Source organism: Oceanobacillus sp. FSL W7-1309 (genome assembly GCF_038002145.1).
In the GTDB taxonomy this organism is placed as follows: domain Bacteria; phylum Bacillota; class Bacilli; order Bacillales; family Amphibacillaceae; genus Oceanobacillus; species Oceanobacillus profundus.
The window spans coordinates 2,303,455-2,321,420 of sequence record NZ_JBBOBX010000001.1 but is presented as its reverse complement, the minus strand read 5'-3'; the positions used below and the strand labels follow the sequence as shown (position 1 = coordinate 2,321,420).

The 17,966-nt window shown below is 39.5% G+C and carries 18 protein-coding genes; 1 reads left to right on the top strand and 17 read right to left on the bottom strand.

From position 1 onward, the window contains the following. Positions 1-26: 26 nt before the first annotated feature. From NST46_RS11140 to NST46_RS11075, 14 genes are all read right to left on the bottom strand, one after another. Complete coding sequence (locus NST46_RS11140) at positions 27-152, bottom strand: hypothetical protein (RefSeq protein ID WP_341137191.1); 126 nt, start codon at positions 150-152, stop codon at positions 27-29. A 103-nt stretch (positions 153-255) separates the two neighbouring features. Next, the gene (gene mobB / locus NST46_RS11135; RefSeq protein ID WP_118889947.1) at positions 256-747 is read right to left on the bottom strand and encodes a molybdopterin-guanine dinucleotide biosynthesis protein B; all 492 of its coding nucleotides are present in this window, start codon (positions 745-747) and stop codon (positions 256-258) included. Between the two features lie 37 nt (positions 748-784). Beyond that, positions 785-1,018 (bottom strand): molybdopterin converting factor subunit 1, encoded by a 234-nt coding sequence (gene moaD, locus NST46_RS11130; RefSeq protein ID WP_095314284.1) that lies wholly within the window; start codon positions 1,016-1,018, stop codon positions 785-787. Then, positions 1,011-1,484 (bottom strand): molybdenum cofactor biosynthesis protein MoaE, encoded by a 474-nt coding sequence (locus tag NST46_RS11125; protein WP_095314286.1) that lies wholly within the window; start codon positions 1,482-1,484, stop codon positions 1,011-1,013. Before NST46_RS11125 ends, moaD begins: the two co-directional genes overlap by 8 nt. Further along, on the bottom strand, positions 1,477-2,790 hold the full coding sequence (locus NST46_RS11120; protein WP_341137190.1) for a molybdopterin molybdotransferase MoeA: 1,314 nt from the start codon (positions 2,788-2,790) through the stop codon (positions 1,477-1,479). The genes NST46_RS11125 and NST46_RS11120 overlap by 8 nt, the downstream gene beginning before the upstream one ends. A 12-nt stretch (positions 2,791-2,802) precedes the next feature. Beyond that, positions 2,803-3,813, bottom strand: coding sequence for a MoeB/ThiF family adenylyltransferase (locus NST46_RS11115; RefSeq protein ID WP_341137189.1), 1,011 nt, complete (start codon positions 3,811-3,813; stop codon positions 2,803-2,805). Between the two features lie 11 nt (positions 3,814-3,824). Continuing rightward, positions 3,825-4,835, bottom strand: a complete 1,011-nt coding sequence (gene moaA, locus NST46_RS11110) for a GTP 3',8-cyclase MoaA (RefSeq protein WP_341137188.1) — start codon at positions 4,833-4,835, stop codon at positions 3,825-3,827. Between the two features lie 90 nt (positions 4,836-4,925). Continuing rightward, complete coding sequence (locus NST46_RS11105) at positions 4,926-6,443, bottom strand: tetratricopeptide repeat protein (protein WP_303447862.1); 1,518 nt, start codon at positions 6,441-6,443, stop codon at positions 4,926-4,928. A 30-nt stretch (positions 6,444-6,473) separates the two neighbouring features. Beyond that, the gene (locus NST46_RS11100) at positions 6,474-6,950 is read right to left on the bottom strand and encodes a hypothetical protein (protein ID WP_095314296.1); all 477 of its coding nucleotides are present in this window, start codon (positions 6,948-6,950) and stop codon (positions 6,474-6,476) included. A gap of 61 nt (positions 6,951-7,011) precedes the next feature. Beyond that, the gene (narI, locus tag NST46_RS11095) at positions 7,012-7,686 is read right to left on the bottom strand and encodes a respiratory nitrate reductase subunit gamma (RefSeq protein WP_341137187.1); all 675 of its coding nucleotides are present in this window, start codon (positions 7,684-7,686) and stop codon (positions 7,012-7,014) included. A 12-nt stretch (positions 7,687-7,698) separates the two neighbouring features. Then, positions 7,699-8,235 (bottom strand): nitrate reductase molybdenum cofactor assembly chaperone, encoded by a 537-nt coding sequence (gene narJ / locus NST46_RS11090; protein ID WP_341137186.1) that lies wholly within the window; start codon positions 8,233-8,235, stop codon positions 7,699-7,701. Positions 8,236-8,263: 28 nt separating this feature from the next. After that, positions 8,264-8,461, bottom strand: coding sequence for a hypothetical protein (locus NST46_RS11085; protein ID WP_341137185.1), 198 nt, complete (start codon positions 8,459-8,461; stop codon positions 8,264-8,266). Positions 8,462-8,804: 343 nt separating this feature from the next. Further along, on the bottom strand, positions 8,805-10,277 hold the full coding sequence (gene narH, locus NST46_RS11080) for a nitrate reductase subunit beta (protein WP_341137184.1): 1,473 nt from the start codon (positions 10,275-10,277) through the stop codon (positions 8,805-8,807). Continuing rightward, positions 10,267-13,950 (bottom strand): nitrate reductase subunit alpha, encoded by a 3,684-nt coding sequence (locus NST46_RS11075; RefSeq protein WP_147379910.1) that lies wholly within the window; start codon positions 13,948-13,950, stop codon positions 10,267-10,269. Before NST46_RS11075 ends, narH begins: the two co-directional genes overlap by 11 nt. 255 nt (positions 13,951-14,205) lie before the next feature. Here NST46_RS11075 and NST46_RS11070 point away from each other — a divergent pair, with 255 nt between their 5' ends. Further along, complete coding sequence (locus tag NST46_RS11070) at positions 14,206-15,717, top strand: nitrate/nitrite transporter (RefSeq protein WP_341137329.1); 1,512 nt, start codon at positions 14,206-14,208, stop codon at positions 15,715-15,717. A gap of 133 nt (positions 15,718-15,850) precedes the next feature. Here NST46_RS11070 and NST46_RS11065 read toward each other — a convergent pair whose 3' ends face one another. From NST46_RS11065 to NST46_RS11055, 3 genes are all read right to left on the bottom strand, one after another. After that, positions 15,851-16,975 carry a TIGR04053 family radical SAM/SPASM domain-containing protein gene (locus tag NST46_RS11065; protein WP_095314307.1) on the bottom strand — a complete coding sequence of 375 codons (1,125 nt, stop codon included), beginning with the start codon at positions 16,973-16,975 and terminating at the stop codon, positions 15,851-15,853. Positions 16,976-17,103: 128 nt separating this feature from the next. Beyond that, complete coding sequence (locus NST46_RS11060) at positions 17,104-17,343, bottom strand: DUF2249 domain-containing protein (protein ID WP_095314309.1); 240 nt, start codon at positions 17,341-17,343, stop codon at positions 17,104-17,106. A gap of 37 nt (positions 17,344-17,380) precedes the next feature. After that, positions 17,381-17,803 carry a cupredoxin domain-containing protein gene (locus NST46_RS11055; RefSeq protein ID WP_303450254.1) on the bottom strand — a complete coding sequence of 141 codons (423 nt, stop codon included), beginning with the start codon at positions 17,801-17,803 and terminating at the stop codon, positions 17,381-17,383. Between the last annotated feature and the right edge of the window lie 163 nt (positions 17,804-17,966).

Sequence of the window (17,966 nt, the reverse complement as noted above, 5' to 3'; positions counted from 1 at the left end):
GGCAAGTAAACCTTGCTCTAATTAAGCTATGATGCTCTTAGTCCTTCATCTTGTAGATGAGGGATTTTTTCTCTAAAATGATGATTATCTTTCGCAGCCTTTTTCTTCCCAATCGTGGTATGCTCTCTCGGTTGATCGCTTATACTTTTCACTCTTATCTACCCTGACTGCTTGTTTCTCGGGTGATTTCTAACCCTCTGTCATACTCTAGCCCTTGAAAACGATCTAGAACACAAGAATTTAGATATCCTTATCCTATCTTTTTAAAAAATTTCGTTTCATCCATTCATAAAATTCATCTATCTTTGACGTTTTAAAAACAGGATACATCACCGGGGTGTCGAATGATAAGGAGGTGATTACTGCTTGGATATTTTTTACTTGTTCCAGCAACGAAAAATCTTCTTCTCGATTAATAAGAACTACTTTTGGAAAAGGTTCTTTTTTAAAACCTTCCATAACAAGCACATCGACACCCATCAGTTGATAAATAGCGATTAATTGTTCAACATCCCAAGATGCAGCTGAAAGCTGTAAGATTCCTTCCCCTTCAACCCCTGAGATGACAGCGCCTGCTTGCTTATGTTTTGCGCTGTCCGTATTTTCTAATCCGATCGGAGCACCACCATGACCATGGTGTTTAAGAGATGCCACAGTATGCCCCGATTCACTTAACATCGCTATCATTTTGGAAGCGAGTGTCGTTTTCCCACTATTTTTAAAGCCAACGATTTGAATGATTTCCATTCATGTTTCTCCTTCACCATTTATGCTGTATTTTCTATTACCCACCACTTACTGGTGGAATAAAAGCAACCGTATCACCAGCTTTAGCAATTTCATCATCCATTACATATTCTTCATTCACTGCTGTCATGACTTGATCTAATTCAATAAGCTGATACGTCTCTTTAAGGATATTTTTTAAATCACGAATCGTCGTTTGCTCTTTGTCTATCGTTAATTGATCGCTTCCTGCCTTTTCTTGTAAATGGGCAAATAATAGAATCTTAATCATGCTTCTCATCCTTTACATCTGGTTTTCCATTGGGATAAGGAACCTTTTCCAATTGATCACCAATCCAGGTCTCGCCATCTTCCCAATGTTCTTTTTTCCAAATCGGAACGATCTGTTTAATTCTTTCAATTGCATATTCATTCGCTTCATAAGCAGCTTTGCGATGTGGTGAGGAAACAGCGATAACAACCGCGATATCCGAAATATCTAAATGCCCAATTCGGTGTGAAATAGCTACTTCTGTATTTGGCCACTTCTCATTTATTTCCTCTCCAATTTTAGCAAGCATTTTTACCGCCATCGGAACGTAGGCTTGATACTTCAAATAAACCGTTCTTCTTCCTCTTGTCCATTCTCTGACAGTTCCAATAAATGTGGTGATAGCACCTGCTTCTCTGCGCTCTACTTTTTTTATTACAGCTTCCACTTCAATAGGTTCTTCAACAATCTCAAATAATTCATTCATAGGTGCGCTGGCTCCTTCTTGAATTCACATCTGCTGTCGTAAAATTTTCAAACGTTGTACCTTCTTGATCTTCCAAGAGAATAATAGAAACCTCCATGCCCGTTTCATACCCTCTTGTGCCTCCAGACAGTACAATAAGAATATTTGCTTCAGCCAAGGAAGTAACAACATTTGATTTATCTAAGCCAACCGGGGTTGCTACTAACCTTCCAGTTTCATAGGATAAATGTCCACGAACAAAGCGGTCAAACGGATTCGGCTTTGGAAAATCTGCGCCAAGGATGGCTACTTCTTTCTTTAAAAAAGCTGCTTTTGTCTGTAAAAATGTACGAATGATTGGTCTTGTGTAAAGCTCAAATCCAACATAGCAGGCAGAAGGATTTCCGGATAAACCAAACAATAATTTCCCGTCGTTCTCCGCAACTGTTGTCACACTTCCTGGCCTCATACCAATTTTATTAAATAAAACAGCAGCTCCTAATTGGTCATAAATTGCTGGCAAGAAATCAAAGTCACCAACGGATACCCCGCCTGTTGTAATTAAAACATCTACCTTTTCCAGGCTTTCCTTCACTTTATGATAGCAGGTTTCAAAATCATCATTAAATTGGCCGAAATAAATTGGCTCGCCACCCGCTCTAATAACCTGAGCGTATACCATATAAGCATTACTATTTCTGATTTTCCCAGGCCTTAACGGTTCATCGACACCTAATAATTCACTGCCTGTAGCAATGATACCGATTTTAGGTTTTACACTAACCGGAACTTTCTTATAGCCAAATGTTGCTAAGACGGCAACAATTCCCGGGGTTATAAAGGTGCCTTTGGAGACAAGCACCGTTCCTTTTGTTGTATCCTCACCAGCAAAGGAAATATTGTCACCAGCATTTAATTTTCGTTTTAACTGGAAATAATCCTTTCCATCTTGTATATATTCCTTCACGGACTCAAACATGATTACTGCATCACAATCGTTTGGAATTTGGGCACCTGTCATGATTCGAACCGCTTCATTGTCACCAACATGCTCGTTAAACACACTCCCTGCCCCAATTTCACCAATGACTTCAAATGATATAGCATTTTTACTGGAAGCCATTTTTGTGTCCGCTGATTTTACAGCAAACCCATCATATGGAGACCTGTCAAATGGAGGTACATGGTGATCTGCAATAACATCTTCAGCAAGAAAACGACCATAACTTTCCTCTATCGATACGAATTCGCCCTTGCCATGCTGGGCAAAATCCATTACCTTTTCAATTGCTTCATTTACTTTAATCGGTTTCCGTCTTTCTACCATGTGTCATCACCTTCATCCTGCTAATTGATTGTAAATTGTTTTCGCTTTTTCGATCGAATCAGTACCGTGTATTAATGTTCTGCCATCCTGGAAGAAAACGAGACGATAGGATTCGTATTCCAATGACAATAAAAAATGGTTATGTCTGACTGGGGCGATTTTTTGCAATCGATGTGCTAATTCATCTAGATTTAATTTCTGAGGTGTTCGTATTTGTACCGTATTTCTTCCACAAAGCACTTCCGATTTTGTGCGTGATTCATAGTTTAAATGCGGATAGCTTGGATTTTCACCACATGTCGGACAATCTGCTTTTTTAGCACGATCTACTTTCATCATATGATAATGATTATTCCATAAATCAAATGTCACAAGCTTTGTTCGGCAGGCATTGTTGTGACCGACAAGCAGCTTTAAGGCTTCTGCCGTTTGATGGGCAACAACCATTTGGACTGCTGGTGAAATAATTCCAACAGAGTCACAAGTCGCTCCTGAGACTGGCATCGTATCCATTAAGCAACCGAGGCAAGGGGTCTCATCTGGCAAAACCGTAAAACTCATGCCTGTACTTCCAACACAAGATCCATAAATCCACGGTATTTGTTCTTTATGCGCTAAATCGTTCAGGATAAATCGCGTTTCAAAATTATCCGTTGCATCGATTAGGATATCCACATTTTTTAATAAAGGAAGTAGTGTCACTGGTGTGGCATCCATAACATAAGCATCGATAACAACCGAAGAATTAATTTGCTGCAGGCGCTGTTTAGCCGCCATTGCTTTTGGAAGTTGCTCCGTGACCTCTTTTTCGGTATACAATTGCTGCCTTTGTAAATTACTTAATTCGACATAATCTCGATCAATAATCGTCAGCTTCCCTATTCCAGCACGAACTAGGTTTTCAGCATTAGCAGACCCCAATGCACCACAGCCTAAAATGAGTACATGCTTATTTTGTATCTTTTCTTGCCCAGCTTCACCAATCGGTTTAAAAAGTATTTGCCGTGAATATCGATTTCCCATCATTTTTTCTCCTACCCACCTATATAAGACATCTCAATTTTCTTCTTATGTTTAGCTGATTCTGCTGTCCGCTCATCTGAATATCGATCGGTCCGGCTACTCCATATGTTCCTAATTTCTTCTTTTATTTCTTCATCTGTTTTCTCAGAACGTAGCAGTTCACGGAAATCAAAACCATTCCCAGCAAACAGACAGGTGTACATTTTTCCATCTGCAGCAATCCTTGCCCTTGTGCAACTGGAACAGAATGATTCGGATACCGATGTGATAAACCCAACTTCCGTGTTTGTGCCACTATAGCGATAACGTTTTGCTACCTCTCCTACGTATGCAGGATCAACAGCTTCCATTTCGAAATGTTTCGAAAGCTCCTTGAAAATTTCCTTTTTCGTTATCACTTTGCTGAAGTTCCAGCCATTTGACTGTCCAACATCCATAAATTCAATATATCTTAACTGAATTCCTTGTTCCTTAAAATAGGCTGCCATTGGAACAATTTCTCCATCATTCATTCCTTTTTTTACGACCATGTTTACTTTTACTTCCAAGCCTGCTTCTTTCGCTTTTTGGATGCCTTTCAATACACGGTCTGGACCCACGCCACTATCGTTAATCGATTTAAATAACGTCTCATCCAGTGCATCTAAACTTACATTGACACGTTTTAGACCTGCATCTTTCAGTTTTTGTGCCATGTGAGAAAGCAAGGACCCATTTGTTGTCAGCCCAATATCCTCTAACCCTTCGATGCGCGCCAGCTTTTCAATTAATACAGGCAAGTCTCTCCTCAGTAAAGGTTCCCCACCAGTTAATCGGATTTTTTTTACGCCTAATGCTACAAATAGCTTTGCAATACGTTCTATTTCTTCAAAGCTTAATAGTTGCTCTCTAGGCATGAACGCAAAGTCTCTGCCAAAGATTTCTTTTGGCATACAATACGTACACCTAAAATTACAACGATCGATGACAGAGATACGAAGATCCTTCATTGGCCGACCAAATTTATCTGTTAGTACTGTCATTCGGATCATCTCTCCTTCTAAGAACATTATATCTACTATTTATAGTTCGGGTCTGTAACAAATATCACTTTCTTTGAAGAACTTACAGCTTTAAACCGTTGCTTTCTTCGTTTGCAGCTTCACAAATTTATCTTCATAAATCCTTCGCTTTTGCGGATTATGATTCCTTGTAAAGAATTCTATGATACCTGCCAATGCTTCTTCAACTAACTCCGGCTGCTGGACTTTTTCAATGATTTTAAACCCTTTCTCATAACAGATTTCTGCTTTTTTTACATCTTCCTCTTTTTTATTTTCATAACAATATGCTAAGCGAATCAGGGTTAGCCCTTTTTCTTCCTTGCAGCTAGGCAGCGTTTCATAGATTGCTAGTGCTTCCTTATAATAAGAAAAAGCATCTTCTATTTTTTCCTGCTGCACATAATTAAAAGCAATAGCCTGTAATGTATTCCCATAAGCAATGGATTTTTTCCGCCCCTCTTGTTCCAGTCGTGCCAGAAACTCCTTGAACATCATGAATGCTTTGTCATAGTTTTTTTCATCGGAATAAATCTTCCCAAGTGCATACAGATATTGCTGCCGGATCTTTGGAAATTGAGTGGCTAATTCCAATCCCTTCTCTAAATATTTCTTCGCCTCGTTTAATTTAAATATCTTCATCGAAATCGTGCCTATTTTAGAGTAGACATAAACAATCATAAAATGAGTGTCATCATAAAAAGTCGTTAGCTGTGCCAGCGCTTGTTTATAATAATTGATAGCACGAGGGAAGTTACTCATGTTTTCATCTATTTCCGCAAGCATCAGAACAGCTTTAGCAATATCTAAATGATTCCCCTGATACAAATCATCCATATGCTTGATTGCCTGTGTAAGCGTTTTTCGAGCGTCCTTTAAATCAATATAAAATTGGATTTCACCAATTTTTAGTAATGTTCGTGCTGTTGTTTCTTTATCTTTTTCCTCTTGGTATGCTTTTAACAATTGCCGATAATATTCCAGTGCTTTCGTGTAATTTTCCACCTTGATATATGCATCGGACAATGTATCAATAGTTTGAGCAATAATGGGATGCGTAAATGGAACTGCCTTCTGAAAATAGCTTAATGCTTTCTCAAGCTGAGTTAAGCCACTTTCCATATTTTCTTCAGCAAGAGCAACTTTTCCTAAATGGCTAAAAATAACTCCATATGCATAGGTATCCTGATAATTCTTAGAATCTAACAATGCCAATAATTTAGCTAACTCTATCCTTGCATTGGATAGCTGTCCGTAATCACTCTCTAATGCAGCATAATCAAGGTACGTGTCAATCACCATTTCAATATAATTGTCACCGAGATCCTTCGTTAAACGAATAGCTTGCCGACTATAATTACCGCCTTTATCATAGTTACTTGCTTTTCTGTAATACTTTGCCACGGTACTTAACATAAAAAAACGCTCTTTGGTGCTATATTCGCCTTTAGAAGCCAAAAGTCCTTCCATTTCCTTAATTTTCTCTTTTATTCCACTCGTTGAATCTTTTATTATTTGTTCCCTCACTTTCATACAAAGCGAAAGTATTCCATCTGTTTGTTGTCTAATCAAATCCAGATTCGTTATCAAATCTTCCACATCCTTTCTGTTGGGCACGAACTATAAAAGTAAATGGATTGCAATCAGGAAAAACAATGCTATTCCCAATCGCAAATGTGTTCTTCTCAATTTTCCTGTTGGTTTTATCAATCTCCACCACCCTGTTATCACCATGAGGATTAAATTAAGGAGGGCAAGCAGGCCTGCTACCATCTTGCTGTTGTGAAAGGAAAACCCATACAAATGAAGAATCGAAATAGCATGCAATACAATAAAAACCAATGCTAAAGTTCCTGTCCAGCGATGGAAGGGCATTACTCTTTTCGATATGTTCACGAATTTAATTTTCATTTTTCGATCAGGAGTGTTGCGAATAGTAGAAAATACAGCGTTCCTTGTCCAATTAAACAAAAATAATAAAAAGCCAATAAGCCCAAACAAAATAGGGGTGCTTAAAGCTGGAAAAGAAAAGTGATTTACAACTTGCCAAACTGAAAGTATTAATAGGATGATATTGAAATAAAACCATTTACTCATTATGACTCTCCTCATATAAATGAAGAGAGCCAGTGTTTAAAAGCTACTCTCTTCTGTTGGTTTACCTTGCAGCCCTGCGTTTGTAAATCACATAGCTCCTGCTTAGGTATCTAATCGGGAAACTAAACGCATGGACCAATCTTGTAAATGGCCAAACGGCATATAAAGAGAATGTGCAATAAATATGGATTTTAAACCAGATTGGAACGCTTGCCATTAACTCTGGCTGGACATTAAAAATAAATAATCCCCGCAGCCATGGTGCGATAGTTGTCCGGTAATCAAAACCTTGTGCATCCACATTAAAAGAAGTTGCAAGTAATCCTGAACCAATGGCAAGGATGATAAAAATTAAGGAAACCCAGTCACTCGCAGACGTTGTAGCCAGAACCCGTTTGACACTAATTCGACGATAGGTTAACAAGATAATCCCAATAAATGCAGCAATACCTGCTGGCAGTCCAAAAGCAATGGCCACAATATGGTATGTGTGCTCGCTTATTCCCAGAGAATTATAAAACTCAACAGGTATAATCAAACCTAATACATGACCACCGAATACAAATATGATCCCCACATGGAATAAAAGCGAACCAATTCTTAACTGTTTTTTTTCAAGAAATTCACTCGATTTTGTCGTCCAGCCGAATTGGTCCTTTTGATAACGATAAATAAGACCGCCAATAAATACAGTTAACACGATATAAGGGAAGATCCCCCACAGTAATAAATCCATTTTAGCTCCCTCCTAGGCTTCTTCTAGAGCCACAGCTGTTACTCCGTTTTCTTCCATATAAAGAAAGAGTGCATCAAATAATAAACTGTAATAACTATTGTTCTCTTGTAATTTCCCATGAATTTCGCCAATAGCCTGTTGATGCATGGAGAGCAGCTCATTACTTGCCTCTACGGAAACATTCGCACAGAATTCTAGAATAACAGGAAGATAGTCTGGTAATTCTTTGTCAGTTACTTCAAACCCATGCGCCTCATAATACTTTTTAAGTTTAAGTAATTCCAAACCTCGTTCACGTTGCTCACCTAGTTTCAAATAGGTTACATAGAGATTCGTTAATCTTCCAAAATCAAAATGCTCAATATAGTGTGTAATCCAATCGTCCAAGGACATCTCTTTTGATTGTTGAATAAACTGCTTGATATTTCCTGTGATTTGACTGTTTGTCTGTTCTTCTATTTCCCTTTCTATTTCCGGTAAGATGTCTATCATTTCTTCCGTTGGATAGTTAAGGAGAAAGGATATTAGCTGATAGATATGTTGATTCATAAACCACGACCTCCTTCATTGTTAGAAATCAGGATTGGTAAAACGGCTTTACCAATCCTCCATTGGGGTGTTCATCGCCTTTATCAGTGACCGCTTCTATTTGATTTTCCTCTGTTCGGACACTCATCGCCTCTATCAGTGACCGCTTCTCTTCGATTTCCTCTGTTAGGGCACTCATTGCCTCTATCAGTGACCGCTTCTCTTTTATTTTCCTCTGTTCGGGCACTCATTGCCTCTATCAGTGACCGCTTCTCTTTTATTTTCCTCTGTTCGGGCACTCATCGCCTCTATCAGTGACCGCTTCTCTTTTATTTTCCTCTGTTCGGTCACTCATCGCCTCTATCAGTGACCGCTTCTCTTTTATTTTCCTCTGTTCGGGCACTCATCGCCTCTATCAGTGACCGCTTCTCTTTTATTTTCCTCTGTTCGGTCACTCATCGCCTCTATCAGTGACCGCTTCTCTTTTATTTTCCTCTGTTCGGGCACTCATCGCCTCTATCAGTGACCGCTTCTCTTTTATTTTCCTCTGTTCGGTCACTCATCATCTTCATGAGTGACCGTATATCTTATTATTGCAGCACGCCGCAGCTTCCTGGTCCTCCGGCAAAGTCTAAGCCGCAAGCTCCTTGTTCTTCATACAAATTAGCAACTTCTTCTTTGTGGCTATGCGGAATCACAAATCTGTCTTCATATTTAGCAATCGCTAAGAGGCGATACATTTCTTTGATTGCTTTTTCAGTTAAACCGAGATCGGAAAGGACATCAGAATCAAATTCTTTTCCAGTTTGTTCAGCTCGCATAAAGTTACGCATGACTGCCATTTTCTTTAGAACCGTACGAATATGCCCGGTATCTCCAGCAGTTAATAGATTTGCAAGGTATTCAATTGGAATCCGCATGTTATCAATTGCAGGGAAAATGTCTTCTGTATCTGCAGTACTTCCTTTTCCTTCAATCATGTTCATAACCGGGCTTAGTGGCGGAATGTACCATACCATTGGCATTGTTCTGTATTCTGGATGTAATGGCAGAGCAATCTTCCAGTCTATTATCATTTTATAAAGTGGAGATTTTTGAGCTGCTTCAATCCAGTCCATTGGAATTCCATCTTTTTTGGCTTGCTTGATAACTTCCGGGTCATTTGGATCAAGGAAAATACCAAGCTGTGCATGATATAATTCCTTTTCATCCTCTACAGATGCTGCTTCCAACACACGGTCTGCATCATATAACATGATTCCGATATAACGAATCCGTCCAACACATGTTTCTGCACAAATCGTTGGCTGGCCATTTTCGATTCTCGGGAAACACATCGTACATTTTTCAGCTTTGTTTGTTTTCCAGTTAAAATACACTTTTTTATACGGACAAGAAGTCACACAATGTCTCCATGCACGACATGCATTTTGGTCCACTAGTACGATTCCATCTTCATCCCGTTTATACATTGCTCCAGATGGACAGGAGGATACACATGGTGCGTTAATGCAATGCTCACAAATACGTGGCAGATACATCATGAATACATCTTCGAATTCCGTTTTAATGGATTCTTCCATCTGCACGACGTTTGGATCACGCAGTCCTGTAATATGGCCACCAGCTAAGTCATCCTCCCAGTTTGGTCCCCATTCCAAATCCATGAATTCTCCTGTCACCGCAGATTTGGCTCTAGCAACAGGCTGATGCTTGCGTTCCTTACTATTTGTTAATGTTTCATAATCATAGTTCCACGGTTCAAAATAATCGTCCATTTCTGGCTGGTTTGGGTTGTAAAACAAGTTTAGTAGCCGATTCGTTTTTGAGCCTGATTTTAACCTTAACTCATGGTTGTGAAGCTCCCAGCCACCTTTATATTTTTCTTGATCTTCCCACTGCTTTGGGTAGCCAATTCCAGGCTTTGTTTCTACATTATTAAAATACATGTATTCGGCACCTGGGCGGTTTGTCCATGTGTTCTTGCATGTCACACTACATGTATGACAGCCAATACACTTATCGAGGTTCATTACCATCCCGACCTGTGCTTTAATTTTCAAGCCAATCTACCTCCTTCATTTTCCGAATCACAACATTCAAGTCACGTTGGTTTCCTGTTGGCCCATAGTAATTAAATCCATAGCTTAATTGGGCATATCCACCAATCATATGGGTTGGTTTTACATGGATTCTCGTTGGACTATTATGCGTACCACCACGATTTTTCGTAAGGCTTGTTCCAGGTGTATGAATATGACGATCTTGAGCATGATGCATAAATGCCATTGTTCTTGGGATACGATGGGAAACAACCGCTCTTGCTACTACGACTCCATTACGGTTGAAGCATTCAATCCAATCATTATCCTCTACATCAATTTCCGCTGCATCATCTTTATTTAGCCAAACCGTTGGACCACCTCGGAATAGAGTTAACATTGGCTGTGCATCAAAGTACATGCTATGAATCGACCATTTATTATGCGGGGTAAGATAATTCAGCGTAATTTCTTTTCCTTCCACTTCTGGTCTTTTTGAACGGAATGGCTTATGGTTCAAAATTGGCTTGAATACGGCAAATGATTCCCCAAATTCCTTCATCATTTCATGATCCAGGAAGTAGGATTGCCTTCCTGTAATGGTTCGAAATGGAATCAATCGTTCAATATTTGTTGTAAAAGGGGAATACCTTCTGCCACCTTTTTCGGAGCCGCTAAAAGCTGGTGACGTAATAACCGTCATTGGTTGTGCCGTTATTTTTTCAAATGTAAATAACTCTTCTTCTCTTTCCTCTGCTAAATCTTTTAACTCAAGTTCTGTTACTTCTTCTAATGCTTCCCATGCTTTTACAGCTACTTTTCCATTCGTTGTAGAGGAAAGCATTAAGATTGCTTCACATGCATCTTTAGCATGTGTAATATCTGGACAGCCATCGGCAATCGTTCCATTATCCACCGTTCCAAGTGTATGTTTCACTTGTTCGTACTCTTTTTCCATATTCCAGTTGATACCTTTTCCACCATAAGGCTGTGTTGCAACATTTGGTCCAAGTGCTGTCATCTTGTTATAAATTTGTTTGTAATCACGTTCCACCACATGAATTTGTGGCATTGTTTTACCCGGAATAGGTTCACATTCACCTTTGGACCAGTCTTTAATTCGACCTAATGGCTGGGCCATTTCTGCTTTTGTATCGTGCAGCAATGGTGTTGCTACGATTTCCTTGATTGTCTCCATATCAATTTCCTCAGCTAAATCAGAAACACCCTTGGCTAAAGCTTTAAAGATATCCCAGTCCGATTTCGCTTCCCATGGTGATGCTATTGCTGGATTAAATGGATGTACAAATGGATGCATATCCGTACTGGATAAGTCGTGTTTTTCATACCAAGTTGATGCAGGTAGGATGACATCTGAGTAAAGTGCCGTTCCAGCCATCCGGAAGTCAAGATTAATCAATAAATCAAGTTTCCCTTCCGGTGCTTCTTCCCGCCATTTAATTTCCTCAGGACGAATGCTCTCTTCATCATCGTTTAAAAGACCATGGGATGTTCCCAGTAGATGTTTAAGGAAGTACTCATGCCCTTTTCCTGAACTGGAGATTAAGTTGGCACGCCACACAAATAAGTTTCTTGGGAAATTGACCGGGTTATCTGGATCTTCAATTGCAAATTGCAGCTCTTTTTCTTTTAATTGCTTAGCCACATATTTCCCAATATCTTCCGTTGTTTCATAGCCACTTGCTACTGCTTCCTTATAGAGATCGATTCCGTTTTTATTGAATGTTGGATAAGATGGCAGCCAGCCAAGGCGAGCAGCTAACACATTGTAGTCCCCGTGATGTTCGTATCTTGCCTTTTCATTTGCAGCGGTAAGGTCACTAACTGGTGTTTCCTCAAAGCGCCATTGGTCGGTTGCAAAGTAGAAAAAGGATGTACCGTTTTGCAGTTTAGCTGGGCCGCCCCAATCTTTAGCAGTTGCAATCGTATTCCAGCCTTCTGCAGGCCGTAATTTTTCTTGTCCAACATAGTGGGCCCAGCCTCCGCCATTTACACCTTGTGCGCCTACCATTAGAACAAGGTTGACAACTGCACGGTAAATCGTATCTGAGTTAAACCAATGGTTAATTCCGGCACCAACGATAATCATGGAACGACCTTTTGTATCCACCGCATTTTGTGCAAATTCACGTGCAATTTTAATGACGAGGTTGCGGTCAACACCCGTTATCTCTTCTTGCCATGCTGGTGAGAATGGTGCAATCTCATCATAAGAGCTTGCCACTTCTCCACCAAGACCACGGTCAATACCATAGTTGGCAAGCATCAAGTCATAGACGGTCGCAATGTATTCGGTTTTTCCATTTAACTCTACTTTTTTCACTGGAACCGCACGTGGCAAAACTTTTCTAGTTTCCGCATCAAAATATGGCATATTGACATGTACCACCTCGTCTTCTATTCCTAGAAAACTCAATACAGGTTCAATTTTTTCATTTGTGTTTTCATCAATAAGCTTTAAGTTCCAGTTTCCTTTATCATCCCAACGAGAACCCATCGTTCCATGCGGAATAGAGAATTTACCTGTTGCTTGATTATACATAGCAGGCTTCCATTCATTATTCTCTGAAGCAGTGCCAAGATCAGCTTCATTTAGGAATCTGTCTGCCACAAACATTCCATTATCTTCTTTTAAACGAACAGAGAATGGAAAATCGGTATATTGCTTTGCATAATCCTCAAAGTATGGTGTCATATTTTTATCATAAAATTCATTTAAGATTACATGCCCCATTGCCATTGCAACTGCACCATCAGTTCCCTGCCTTACTGATAACCAGTCATCAGAGAAGGTCGTTGATTCAGCATAGTCCGGACTAACGGATACAACTTTCGTTCCTTTATAACGAGCTTCCACTAAAAAGTGAGCGTCTGGTGTACGTGTCATCGGCACATTCGAACCCCATGTGATAATATAGCTTGAGTTAAACCAGTCTGAGCTCTCTGGTACATCTGTTTGATCTCCCCAAATTTGCGGAGAGGCTGGTGGCAAGTCGGCATACCAATCATAGAAGCTAAGCATTGGACCGCCCATTAATTGCATAAAGCGACTTCCAGCTGCATGGCTGATCATGGACATCGCAGGAATTGGAGAAAAACCAACATTTCGATCTGGTCCATATTTCACGATCGTATATAAGGAAGATGCAGCTACAAGCTTTGTTACCTCTTCCCAGTCTGCTCGGGCTAGTCCGCCCTTCCCTCTTGCTTGTTTATAGGAATTCGCTTTTTCTTTGTCCTCGACAATGCTCTTCCAAGCTTCCAAAGGATTATCATAAGTTGCTAATGCTTCTCTCCATAATGTCAATAATCTTTTCCGTACATATGGATATTTCACACGTAATGGACTGTAAATATACCAAGAGAAGCTCGCTCCCCTTGGACAGCCGCGGGGTTCAAATTCCGGCATATCTGGACCTGTTGTTGGATAGTCCAATTGTTGGCCTTCCCATGTGACAATCCCGTCTTTCACATAAATATTCCAGCTGCATGATCCGGTACAGTTGACCCCATGTGTTGATCGAATAACCTTATCATGCTGCCATCTTCTCCGATATACATTTTCCCAGTCACGGTTACCTTCTTGTAATTGACTATGATTATTGGAATATGTTTCTTTTGGTTTTAAATAGTTCAATCGTTGCCAAAGTGGAGATGGTTTCTTCTTCATCATTGTCCCTCCATGTAAATTGCTTTCTTCTAACTCCAATGTTAAACATCCCATCCCATACATGTTGTGAAATACATCACACCTTTATGAGATGTCAAATTTTAGACATAAATAATATTTAAATGGTTGTGTGTGAATTTATTCAAAAATCGGTCACAGATTATGTGATGTTTTTCACTACTAATTCCGGCAAGCCTCGTTAAACTTATAACCAATTACAGAAGTAAATTAAAGATTATCCAGAGAAAGGTATGATTTATTTTGAAGAAACCGGGTTTACAGCTTTCATTACAAACATCCAGTTTAGTTGTTGGGTTTATGGTGTGGGTACTCATTTCGTCGCTAATGCCATATATCACAGCAGATATTCCGCTGACTTCTGGGCAAGCGTCAATTATAACGGCTATTCCAGTTATTTTGGGCTCCCTCATGCGCATACCAATTGGTTTTTATGCTGATCGATTTGGCGCAAGAATTATTTTCTTAATTAGCTTTCTCATTCTTTTATTTCCTGTTTTTTACCTAAGTGCAGCGAGTTCCTTTACCGATCTTGTAATTGGAGGACTCATACTAGGTATTGGTGGAGCAACCTTTTCCATCGGAGTTACATCACTGCCGAAATATTACCCAAAAGAAAAACACGGCTTTATTAATGGGGTGTACGGTGTTGGTAATATTGGTACCGCCATTACAACGTTTGGAGCTCCAATTTTAGCTGGTTCCATTGGCTGGCAGGGAACGATACGGATATTCCTAGTTATTTTGGTCGTATTTTCAGCATTGGTTTTTATTTTTGGTGATCGTAAAGAAGCAAAAGTAAAAAAATCCATGGTTGAACAAATTCGAGGTGTTTATAAAAATACGACATTGTGGTTCCTAAGCTTATTTTATTTCATTACATTCGGGGCCTTTGTAGCCTTCACTATGTTTTTACCAAGTTTTCTGGTTGATAATTTTGGATTAGACCCAGTGGATGCTGGGATTCGAACAGCAGTATTTATTATTATTGCCACCCTGCTTCGTCCAGTTGGAGGATTGCTTGCAGATAAGTTTAATCCATTTATTATTTTAATGTTTGTTTTTATCGGTGTTGCCTTTTCGGGCATCCTATTATCCTTCTCACCTGATATTATTTGGTATACCGTTGGTGCACTGGCTGTAGGAGTTACGGTTGGTATTGGAAATGGTACTGTCTTTAAATTAGTACCGTTGTATTTTTCCAAACAAGCTGGCATTGTAAATGGTATTGTATCCGCAATGGGAGGCCTAGGCGGTTTCTTCCCGCCACTGCTTTTGACTGCTGTTGCAAATATTACTGGTCATCATGCGATTGCTTTCATGTTAATGTCAGAATTTGCCTTCGTAAGTTTTGTTATTGTTATTTTTATGTATTATCAGGAACGAGTGAGTGTTGAAGGTAAAATTATCGAAAGTGCTGCGGAAGGAATTATGGTAACGAATAAAAAACGCATCATTCAAAATGTTAATCCAGCCTTTGAGCGAATCACTGGTTATACAAAAGAGGAAGTACTCGGAAAGACACCTGCAATTCTAAAATCCGGTAAACAGGACGCAGGCTTTTATGATGGAATGTGGAATTCGATTAATGAAAATGGCTTTTGGGAAGGTGAAATATGGAACAAACGAAAAAATGGAGAGATGTATCCGGAGTTACTTACCATTAGTCCAGTGAAGAATAATGTTGGCGAGATTAAGTACTATGTTGGTGTATTTAATGATATAACACAAGCTGAAAAAATCCTGAGTTGATATTACTCAGGATTTTTATTGGCTAGCGCACTAATGCTGCGGACAACTTCGTTACTTTAACACCATGGCCAGATCCATCGCCCAAAGACTAGCGAATTTTTCTCACGATAACGGACGTTTGCACTTTTGTTCTTTATACTTTTCTTTTTTTACGCATTGCTCTTGGAATATAAACACAATACGGTTCACTTTCCATATAATCTCCCGTTACATTGTATGCGCGTGACCTTGATCCTCCGCAAACATGGCGAAATTCACATACCCCGCATTTTCCTTTGTATTTATCCGGATTACGCAAATTTTGAAAGACCTCTGATTCTCTGTAGATTTCTGCAAGTGGCGTGCGTCTGATATTTCCAGCACGAATTGGCAGTAATCCGCTTGGATACACATCTCCTGTATGGGAAATGAACACAAAGCCATTTCCATCATTAACACCCTTTGGTGCACGTCCAAGTCCATCAATCTGTCCTGTTTTTCCTTGGTTCATCGCATCTTCATAGAAAATTTGGTCTTTGTCACTCATACCTGTATGTTCTCGCATTTTTTGCTGAATAACGACACGTCGATAATGCTGGCCAGCGGTTGTCTTAATATCAAATGGAACTCGTTTGGATAATTTGTACAACCATCGGAATACCTTTTCATGTTCAGCAGGTGTAATCATGTCTGATTCTTTCCCTCGTCCTGTCGGCACAAGGAAAAACACACTCCATAATACACAGTTCAGGTTTTCAACCATCTCTGCCATTTCATCTAAGTATTCATAATTATATCGGGATATTACGGTATTAATTTGCAGCGGCATATCCAATTCATGTAAATACTTAATCGCATTCATCGTTAAGTCAAAGGAGCCTTCTGTTCCTCGAAAATGGTCATGCACTTCCTTACAATGTCCATCAATACTAAATGCCCATCTGGCAAGTCCAATATCTTTAGCCTTTTGCATCGCCTCTTTGGTTACATTTGGTGTGGCTGATGGTGTCATAGACACACGGACACCTTTTTGGATTGCGTATTCAGCAATATTAAACACATCTGGACGTTCTAGCGGATCCCCCCCTGTAAAAACAAGCATGGGATTGTCCATATCGTATATGTCATCGATTAATTTCTTTCCTTCATCAAACGTTAATTCTAATGGGTGTCTATGATACTGAGCTTCTGCACGACAATGCAGACAATGCAGCTGACAAGCACGGGTTAGTTCCCATATAACAATAAACGGGTTTTCATTATAATCTCGATTAAACATCGCTTTCGTCCCTTTCAGGTAGTTTAGCTTCAGTGTAGACTAATTCGATAACTATTTATGTGAGGTTTATCACTTATCTTCATAAATAAGAAACCCCTGACCATCAAAGACAGGGGCTACTTTAATTATTATCTCTTTTCTATCTCTACTCTCCAAACCTCCGGGCCTTCTTCAACATATTCCCAATGAAAAGTACCTTCTCGTTCAATTAAAAATTGATAGTATAACAGTTTAGGATCATGCGTATTCGAAAGGTGCATCATTTCTCCAGACTTTAAACGATCAAATGTTTCTAGAATCCTTACATGACGGATCTTTGGTCTAATATCTGGTGCATGTATGGTTGCAGCATATTGCTTTTCGTTCATTTAATGACCCCCGATAACCTTATAATCGAACTTCCTCTTATAGAACAACTAATGTTGCAACCATCTCTGCGTGACCTTCCCCACAGAAAATATTACAGTATATTTCATATTCACCTGGATCCTCCGGAATGATAACTGCTTCCCCATCCCCCTCAATTTTAACGCCAAGTTCATTAATTGCAATTCCATGGTGTCCTTCTTCATTTGTTAATGTAATCGTTACTTCCTCTCCAGATTGAACGACAAATTTATCCTGGTTAAACTCAAAGTCCGTTGCAACGATATTGACTTCATTTGTTACTTCCACCGATTCATCAGAAGCACTGGTTTCGTTAGACTGCTCTGCTGTCGTTTTCGTATTGTCAGCTTCTTCACTTGCTGAACCATTTTCATCCCCTCCGCAAGCAACGAGCGAAAATAGTAATCCGATAAATAGGATAGATAATAATCCTTTTTTCATGATGACGCCTCCTTAATTTTTATTACATTTTAAGTATACGCTCACTGTATTTACTAGACTGTGAGGTACAGCACTTGTTTTCTGTGATTTTAATCACAATCAACGGATATACAGTGACATTTTTCACATGCATATTGAAAAAGAATGGTATGATATGCTTTAT